This is a genomic window from Streptomyces sp. NPDC045021, from assembly GCF_056432645.1.
Genome location: NZ_JBWKIQ010000006.1, coordinates 1 through 7,311, shown reverse-complemented (window position 1 = coordinate 7,311; position 7,311 = coordinate 1). Strand labels below are relative to the sequence as shown.

At 69.8% G+C, this 7,311-nt stretch carries 8 protein-coding genes; all 8 read right to left on the bottom strand.

What is annotated here, in order from left to right; genetic code table 11:
- Nucleotides 1-66: 66 nt before the first annotated feature.
- Nucleotides 67-1,281 carry a lysophospholipid acyltransferase family protein gene (locus AC07DC_RS19205; RefSeq protein WP_478915618.1) on the bottom strand — a complete coding sequence of 405 codons (1,215 nt, stop codon included), beginning with the start codon at nucleotides 1,279-1,281 and terminating at the stop codon, nucleotides 67-69.
- Nucleotides 1,282-1,307: 26 nt separating this feature from the next.
- Nucleotides 1,308-2,351 carry an NAD-dependent epimerase/dehydratase family protein gene (locus tag AC07DC_RS19200; RefSeq protein WP_478915617.1) on the bottom strand — a complete coding sequence of 348 codons (1,044 nt, stop codon included), beginning with the start codon at nucleotides 2,349-2,351 and terminating at the stop codon, nucleotides 1,308-1,310.
- Between the two features lie 224 nt (nucleotides 2,352-2,575).
- Nucleotides 2,576-2,674, bottom strand: coding sequence for a 30S ribosomal protein bS22 (locus AC07DC_RS19195; protein ID WP_003948845.1), 99 nt, complete (start codon nucleotides 2,672-2,674; stop codon nucleotides 2,576-2,578).
- A gap of 115 nt (nucleotides 2,675-2,789) precedes the next feature.
- Nucleotides 2,790-3,002 carry a helix-turn-helix domain-containing protein gene (locus AC07DC_RS19190; RefSeq protein ID WP_478915616.1) on the bottom strand — a complete coding sequence of 71 codons (213 nt, stop codon included), beginning with the start codon at nucleotides 3,000-3,002 and terminating at the stop codon, nucleotides 2,790-2,792.
- Between the two features lie 128 nt (nucleotides 3,003-3,130).
- On the bottom strand, nucleotides 3,131-3,946 hold the full coding sequence (locus tag AC07DC_RS19185; protein ID WP_478915615.1) for a phosphatase: 816 nt from the start codon (nucleotides 3,944-3,946) through the stop codon (nucleotides 3,131-3,133).
- Between the two features lie 196 nt (nucleotides 3,947-4,142).
- Nucleotides 4,143-5,318 (bottom strand): acetoin utilization protein AcuC, encoded by a 1,176-nt coding sequence (locus tag AC07DC_RS19180; RefSeq protein ID WP_478915614.1) that lies wholly within the window; start codon nucleotides 5,316-5,318, stop codon nucleotides 4,143-4,145.
- The gene (locus AC07DC_RS19175) at nucleotides 5,287-6,486 is read right to left on the bottom strand and encodes an MFS transporter (protein WP_478915613.1); all 1,200 of its coding nucleotides are present in this window, start codon (nucleotides 6,484-6,486) and stop codon (nucleotides 5,287-5,289) included. The genes AC07DC_RS19180 and AC07DC_RS19175 overlap by 32 nt, the downstream gene beginning before the upstream one ends.
- Before the next feature lie 55 nt (nucleotides 6,487-6,541).
- A complete protein-coding gene (locus tag AC07DC_RS19170) occupies nucleotides 6,542-7,186 on the bottom strand; it encodes an HAD family hydrolase (protein WP_478915612.1) in 645 nt (214 codons plus the stop codon).
- Nucleotides 7,187-7,311: the final 125 nt, after the last annotated feature.

Genomic DNA, 7,311 nt, shown 5'->3' with positions numbered 1-7,311 from the left:
TCCCAGGCTTCGGTCGCCTGCGCCGGCCTCCGGCCGTCGGAACGTCCGGCCGCGGCCGCCTTCGGCTCAGAAGAACACAGACCGCCGCTGCACCAGGAGCTTGTACAGCGTGTGCTGGATGGTCTCGCGCACCTGGTCCGTCAGGTTGAAGACCAGCATCGGGTCCTCCGCCGCCTCCGGCGGATAGTGGTCGGTCCTGATCGGCTCGCCGAACTGGATCGTCCACTTCGTCGGCAGCGGCACCAGACCCAGCGGCCCCAGCCAGGGGAACGTCGGCGTGACCGGGAAGTACGGCACGCCCAGCAGGCGCGCCAGCGTCTTCGAGTTGCCGACCATGGGGTAGATCTCCTCCGCCCCCACGATCGAGCACGGAATGATCGGCGCACCGGTCTTCAGCGCCGTCGCTACGAAACCGCCGCGCCCGAAGCGCTGCAGCTTGTAGCGGTCGGCGAAGGGCTTGCCGAGGCCCTTGAAGCCCTCCGGCATCACCCCGACGACCTCCCCGCGCTCCAGCAGCAGTTGCGCGTCCTCGGTGCAGGCCAGCGTGTGGCCTGCCTTGCGGGCCAGCTCGTTCACCACGGGCAGCACGAAGACCAGGTCGGCGGCGAGCAGCCGCAGGTGGCGGCCGGCCGGGTGATGGTCGTGCACCGCGACCTGCGCCATCAAGCCGTCGAGCGGGAGCGTCCCGGAGTGGTTCGCGACGACCAGGGCGCCGCCCTCGGCCGGGATGTTCTCGATGCCCTTGACCTCGACTCGGAAGTACTGGTCGAAGATCGGCCGCAGCACCGACATGAGCACCTGGTCGGTGAGCTGCTCGTCGTAGCCGAACTCGTCGACCTCGTAGTCGCCGGTGATCCGGCGCCGCAGGAACGACAGCCCGTGGGCGACCTTCCGGTCCCAGCGGGCCCCCATCAGCCGCTCGGCCGCGCCGCCGAGCGCGTCCGCGAGGGCCTCGGCGACGGCCGCCGCGGGCGCCGTGTGCCGTGCGGCGCCGTCCGCGCCCCCGGCGGTCCCCGCGTCGCCTGTGGGGCCGTCCTGGCCCTCCTGCGCGCCTTCAGGGGACGGTACGGACCGGCCCTCGGTGTCGACGTCGTCGCGCGGAGCGCGCGGCTCCGGTGTGCCGGCCCGCCCGTCCGGGAACTCCACCGGAACGGCGGACAGCGGTGTCGCCGACGCGGTCCCGTCGCTCTTCTTGCGGGACCCCGCCCGTCCGCGCGGCCTGCCCGGCCCCCGACGGGCACGCGTGTCCTCGTCGAACGGGATGACCTTGGCGTCCGCCATGCTGCGGCTCCTCCTCGTTGGGGCTCTCACGTCCGGTTGGCGCCCGCGGGAAGTGCGGCGGCGATCGCGTCGACCGTGCGGGCGAGCCGGTCGGGCGGAAGCAGGCCGGGACCACGGCTGCGGGCGAAGTCGCAGAAGGTCTCGGCCGTCGTGTACTTCGGGGCGAATCCGAGCGTCTCACGCATCTGCGTGGTGTCCACCACCCTGCCGTGGGTCAGCAGCCGGATCTGTTCGGGTGAGAAGTCCGTGACCCCCGCCGTACGCAGCATCTGCCCGACCCAGGTGACGGCGGGCAGCAGCACCGGCACGGTGGGCCGGCCGAGCCGCCTGGCGGTCTGCGACAGCAGCAGCACCCCGTCGCCCGCGATGTTGAACGTGCCGCTGTTGAGCGTCCCGCGACGGGCGTCGAGCGAGGCGAGGACCAGCACGTCGGTCACATCGTCCTCGTGCACGAACTGCAGCCGCGGGTCGTAGCCGAACACGGTCGGCAGCGCCGGCAGCGAGAAGTACTCCGCGAGCGGGGAGTCGGCCTGCGGGCCGAGGATGTTGGCGAACCGCAGGACGGCCACCGCCACGTCCGGCCGGCGGCGCGCGAAGCCGCGCACATAGCCTTCGACCTCGACCGCGTCCTTCGCGAAGCCACCACTGGGCAGCGACTTCGGCGGCATGGTCTCGGTGAACACCGCCGGGTCGCGGGGCGCCGAGCCGTAGACGCTGGTCGTCGACTTCACCACGAGGCGGCGTACGGTCGGCGCCTTCTGGCACGCGCCCAGCAACTGCATCGTGCCGATGACGTTGGTCTCCTTGACCTGCGCCCGGCCACCGGATCCCAGCGGGGTGCCGCTGACGTCCATGTGCACCACGGTGTCGACGGCGTGCTGGGCCAGTACCTTGGCGATCATCGGGTGCCGGATGTCCGCCCGGACGAATTCCGCGTTGCCCAACTGGTGCTCCGGTACCTCGGCGTCCACGCCGATCACCCGGTCGACCTCCGGATCGTGCTGGATCCGGCGGACGAACCGGCCGCCGAGCTTTCGCGCGACTCCGGTGACGAGCACCACCTTGCCCACGATTCAGCGCCTTCCGTCAGGGATGTACGCACCGTATCGGTTCGATGTTGCGCTGTGATGACGGCCTCCGGGGCCAGTGACCACGGCGACTGTCCGGGAACCACCCCGGACGGCCGATGCCCCGACCGTTCGGCTACCCCGCAGTGCCCCGGAAACGCGGCTGCCCTCCCACCGCCGCGCAGAGCACGGTGGTGGGAGGGCAGGAAGTGCAGCGAGTGGCTCGCTTACTTCTTGTTGCGACGCTGCACACGCGTACGCTTCAGCAGCTTGCGGTGCTTCTTCTTGGCCATACGCTTGCGCCGCTTCTTGATGACAGAGCCCACGACTACCCTCGCTTCGTTTTCACTCGGTGCGGGGCGTCCGAGCCCACACGACCTACGTCGGCCAAGCCTACCCGCCCTGAGGGGGCGGGTAGAACCGAGGCGACCGAGTAGGCCGTCAAGCAGATTCCCCCACCCCCACGTAGGACTCACGCAGATAGTCGTGGACGGCTTGTTCTGGAACCCGGAAGGACCTGCCCACCCGGATCGCCGGCAGATGGCCACTGTGCACCAGTCGGTACACGGTCATCTTGGACACACGCATCACTGAGGCGACCTCCGCCACAGTCAGGAAAACGACCTCATTGAGAGGCCTGTCGCTAGAAGCCATGACACACCTGAACCTTCCGCACATGACGGCCACCGGCTTCCCCTCCGGTGACTCCAGCAGGCACGTGCGCTCCTCCCCAGATTAGGTGCGGGTGATGCAAGTGGGGAAGAGGAGTTGCGATCGGTTGACTACTGTGACAGACACGCTCGATTGAGTACATAGCGCGTAAGCGGCCGGTAGTAATCGGACCGCACAGCGTCATCAAGCGGAACCGCGACGGAAACCCGCCCCTCCGCCTCGGCCACGAACACCGCGGGATCGTCGGCGTCCGCCAGCCCGATCGCCTCAATGCCCAGCTGACCAGCCCCGCAGACCCACCCGTGATCACCGACCACCAGCCCCGGCAGCAACCCCCCGCGGCCGGCCGCGGCGGCCAGAGCGGTACGAACCGGCAGGGGGGAGTGCGTGTGCGCCCCGGGCTCGCTCGAGGTGGGGAGCGCACCCACGGGGCGGACCATCGCGACTCCGCCTACGTACCAAAGGTTGTGCTGGCGTAGCCCGAATCGGGTCGGAATGTCGATAGGTCGACCATGCGCGGAGGTGAGGACAGGACATCCTGCCGCCGACAACGCAGCGGCCAATGCGGCGTAGAAGCCCAGGAGTCGGTGCGGATGACCTGTTCCGATCAGCACCGGAACCCGGTCAACTGCTGCCCGAGCCAATCGTTCCGCAAAAGCGTCAAGCGCCGCCACCGTGCAGTCGGGGTCGATCACATCCTGCCCCGAAGTGTGTCCGGGATCAGGTGACACCCCACACCTTTCGGCCATCAGCCGCAACAACTCCGGCGTTCCCCACACCCCTTCGGGGTCGAGGCCGAGCGTCTGGCGCGGATCCCGTGCCGCGAACATCCGATAACTGAGCAGACTTTTCTCCCGCGGCGTCGCCACGGGACCGGCCAGCCGGGCCGCCAGCAGATGCGCGCGCAGCGCGCCGACACTCAGCACGCCCCCGATACTGCCGTCTACGCCCCCGCCATCCACCCGAAACCGGAAAACGCACCCCTTGCGGGTGATTGGTGCCCAATACCACCCATCCCGCTCCCTTCTGCTGTCCGCATGTTCTCCCCCAGACTCCGTCCGGAGGGACCCCCACAGACTCCGTCCGGGGGACTCCCACAGATTCCGTCCAGGGACCCCCAGCTCAGGCCAGCAGACCGTGCAGTGGGAACACCGCGCGCCGGGTGGCCAGGACCGCCTGGTCGAGACGGTCCGCCGGGTCGTACCCGGCCTCCTCGAAACTCCGCCAGACGACCGGGTGCCGGCCGTCCGTCATCCGCGCGGGCGCCATCGCCCGCGTCGCCCGGTACACCTCGTGCCGCCACGCCTCCGGCGTCTCGGCGGCGGGGTCGATCGGCGTGCCCGCGGCGATCGCCACCAGATGCGTCCAGGACCGCGGTACGACGTCCGACACCGCGTAGCCGCCTCCGCCGAGAGCCACCCAGCGGCCCTCCGCGTGCTCGTGCGCCAGCGCGTGACACGCCTCGGCGACGGCCCGCTGCGCGTCCAGACTCACCGCGAGATGCGCCAGCGGGTCCTCGAAATGGGTGTCCGCGCCATGCTGCGAGACAATGACCTGCGGCCGGAAGGACGCGATCAACTCCGGTACGACGGCGTGGAATGCCCGCAGCCACCCCGCGTCACCCGTACCGGCCGGCAGCGCGACGTTCACCGCCCCGCCCTCCGCGCCGGCGCCACCGGTCTCCTCCGGCCAGCCCGTCTGCGGGAAGAGCGTCCGCGGATGCTCGTGCAGCGAGATCGTCAGCACGCGCGGGTCGTCCCAGAAGACGGCCTGCACCCCGTCCCCGTGGTGCACGTCCACATCCACGTAGACCACGCGCTCCGCACCGAGCTCCAGCAGCCGCGCCACCGCCAGCGCCGCGTCGTTGTAGACGCAGAAGCCCGCGGCGGAGCCCGGCATCGCGTGGTGCAGGCCGCCCGCGAAGTTCACCGCGTGAGCAACGTCACCGCTCCACACCGCCTCGGCCGCCCCGACGGACTGCCCGGCGATCAGCGCGGAGGCCCGGTGCATACCCGCGAAGGCCGGGTTGTCCTCCGTACCGAGGCCGTACTCCAGCTCCACCGACCCGGGATCGGCGGAGACCCGCCGTACCGCGGCCACGTAGTCGGCGCGGTGCACCAGCCCGAGCGTGGAGTCCCCGGCCGCCGGCGCCGACGTCACCTTGAGCTTCTGGTCCAGCCCGAAGGCCTCCACCAGCCGCATCGTGAGCGACAACCGCACCGGGTCCATCGGATGCCCGGGGCCGAAGTCGTAGCCTGTTACCTGCTCATCCCACATCAGCTGTGCGCGGCCGCTCATGGCCGACACCGTATCGGGCCTCGCCGGTGTCGAACGACCTGGCATACAGGAGTGTCGCCAGCACCAGCACCATCGGGATCAGCATCGCGCCCCGGTAGCTCCACGCGTCACCGATCGCACCGACCAGCGGGGCGCCGATCAGGAACCCGACGTAGTTGAAGATGTTCAACCGCGCGATGGCCGTGTCCGAGGCCCCGGGGAAGAGCCGGCCGGCCGCCGCGAACGTCGTCGGCACGATGACACAGAGCCCGAACCCCAGCAGCGTGAACCCGAGCATCCCGGCCCACGGGCCCGGCGCCGCCGCGACCACCCCGAACCCGAGCGCCGCGAGCACCGTTCCGGCCCGCACCACCGCGGCCCCGCCGAAGCGCCGCACGCCGAGGTCCCCGGCCGCCCGGCCGAGCAGGGTCGTCACCATGTAGATGTTGTAGGGAACGGTGGACAGCTGCTCCGAGCTGCCAAGAGTGTCCTGCAGGTACTTCGCACTCCAGTTGGAGACGGTCGAGTCGCCGATGTACGCGAAGGCCATCACCAGGCAGAGCGGCAGCAGCAGCCGCATCACCACGGGTGTCGCCACCGGCGCTTCCGCGCCCTCGACCACCGGCTCCGGCCGCTGGTCCACGTACCAGCGGCTGGCCGTCAGCGCCAACGGGATCAGGACGGCGGCGACCGGCGCGTAGAGCACCGCGAGCGACAGATGCCAGTGCGCCCCGGCCCACGCCAGCGAGGCGCCGGTGATGCCGCCGAGGCTGTAGGCGGCGTGGAAGCCGAGCATGATGCTCCGGCCGTAGGTGCGCTGCAGGCTGACGCCCAGCATGTTCATGGAGGCGTCGAGCCCGCCGACACAGATCCCGAACAGGCCGAGCGCCACGGCTATCTGCCACATCGCGTTCCCGGAACCGGCCGCGACCAGCACCAGCGCGACCAGTGGCTGGACCCACCGCAGTACGACGCTCGGCCGCACCCGCTTCACCAGGTGCTCGGTCGCCACGCTGCCCACCCCGGCCAGGATCGGCACAGCGGCGAGAAAGACCGGCAGCAGCCCGTCACTGATCCCGTAGCGATCCTGGATCGCCGGAATCCGGGTGACGAGCAGAGCGAAAACCACGCCTTGGCTGAAGAAGCTGACCGCCAGCGAGGCCCGGCCATGCCGCAGAGATGCGTCCATGAGCGAGCAGCGTAGATCCCTAAGCTACGGATGAGTAGGTGTTGCGGGTCACAAGTTAGACGATCAGATCCAGGAGCTCGTGCATCCCGCTGAACAGGGCATTGGCGCCCGCGAGCTTGGCCGCCGGGGTCATCGCGGTGAACCCGTACACGTCCATCCCGGCCGCCACGGCCGCCTGCACACCCAGCGGGCTGTCCTCGACGACCGCGCACCGTGCGGGAGCGATTCCCATCACCTGTGCCGCGTGCAGGAAGAGGTCGGGAGCCGGCTTCCCGCGGCCGACGTCCTGCGAGCTGAAGATGCGCTCTTCGCCGAAGTGCTCGAAGAGCCCGGTCTTGTGCAGCGCCACCCTGATCCGTTCATGGCTGCCCGACGAGGCGAGGCAGTACGGCACACCCTCCGCCTCCAGCTTCCCCAGGACGTCGGCGACCCCGGGCACCGGCTGCAGATCACGCCGGAACGCCTCGAAGACCCGCCCGTGGAAGACATCGTTGAAGTCCTCCGGCAACGTCCGCCCGGACTGCTCCAGCACCAGCTCGTGGATCCGGTGCATCGCGGAGCCCATGTAGTCCCGGATCGACTCCTCGTACGAGGTCGGGTGCCCGAGTTCCGTGAGATAGCCGGCCAGGATCCGGTTGGAGATCGGCTCGCTGTCCACGAGCACGCCGTCGTTGTCGAAGATGATCAGGTCATAGCGCATGGCACCACTGTAGGGAACGCGTGTATCGGCAACGCAAAGAAGCCCCCAGGCAATAGCCTGGGGGCTTCTTCTCAATGATTGTTCGGCGGCGTCCTACTCTCCCACAGGGTCCCCCCTGCAGTACC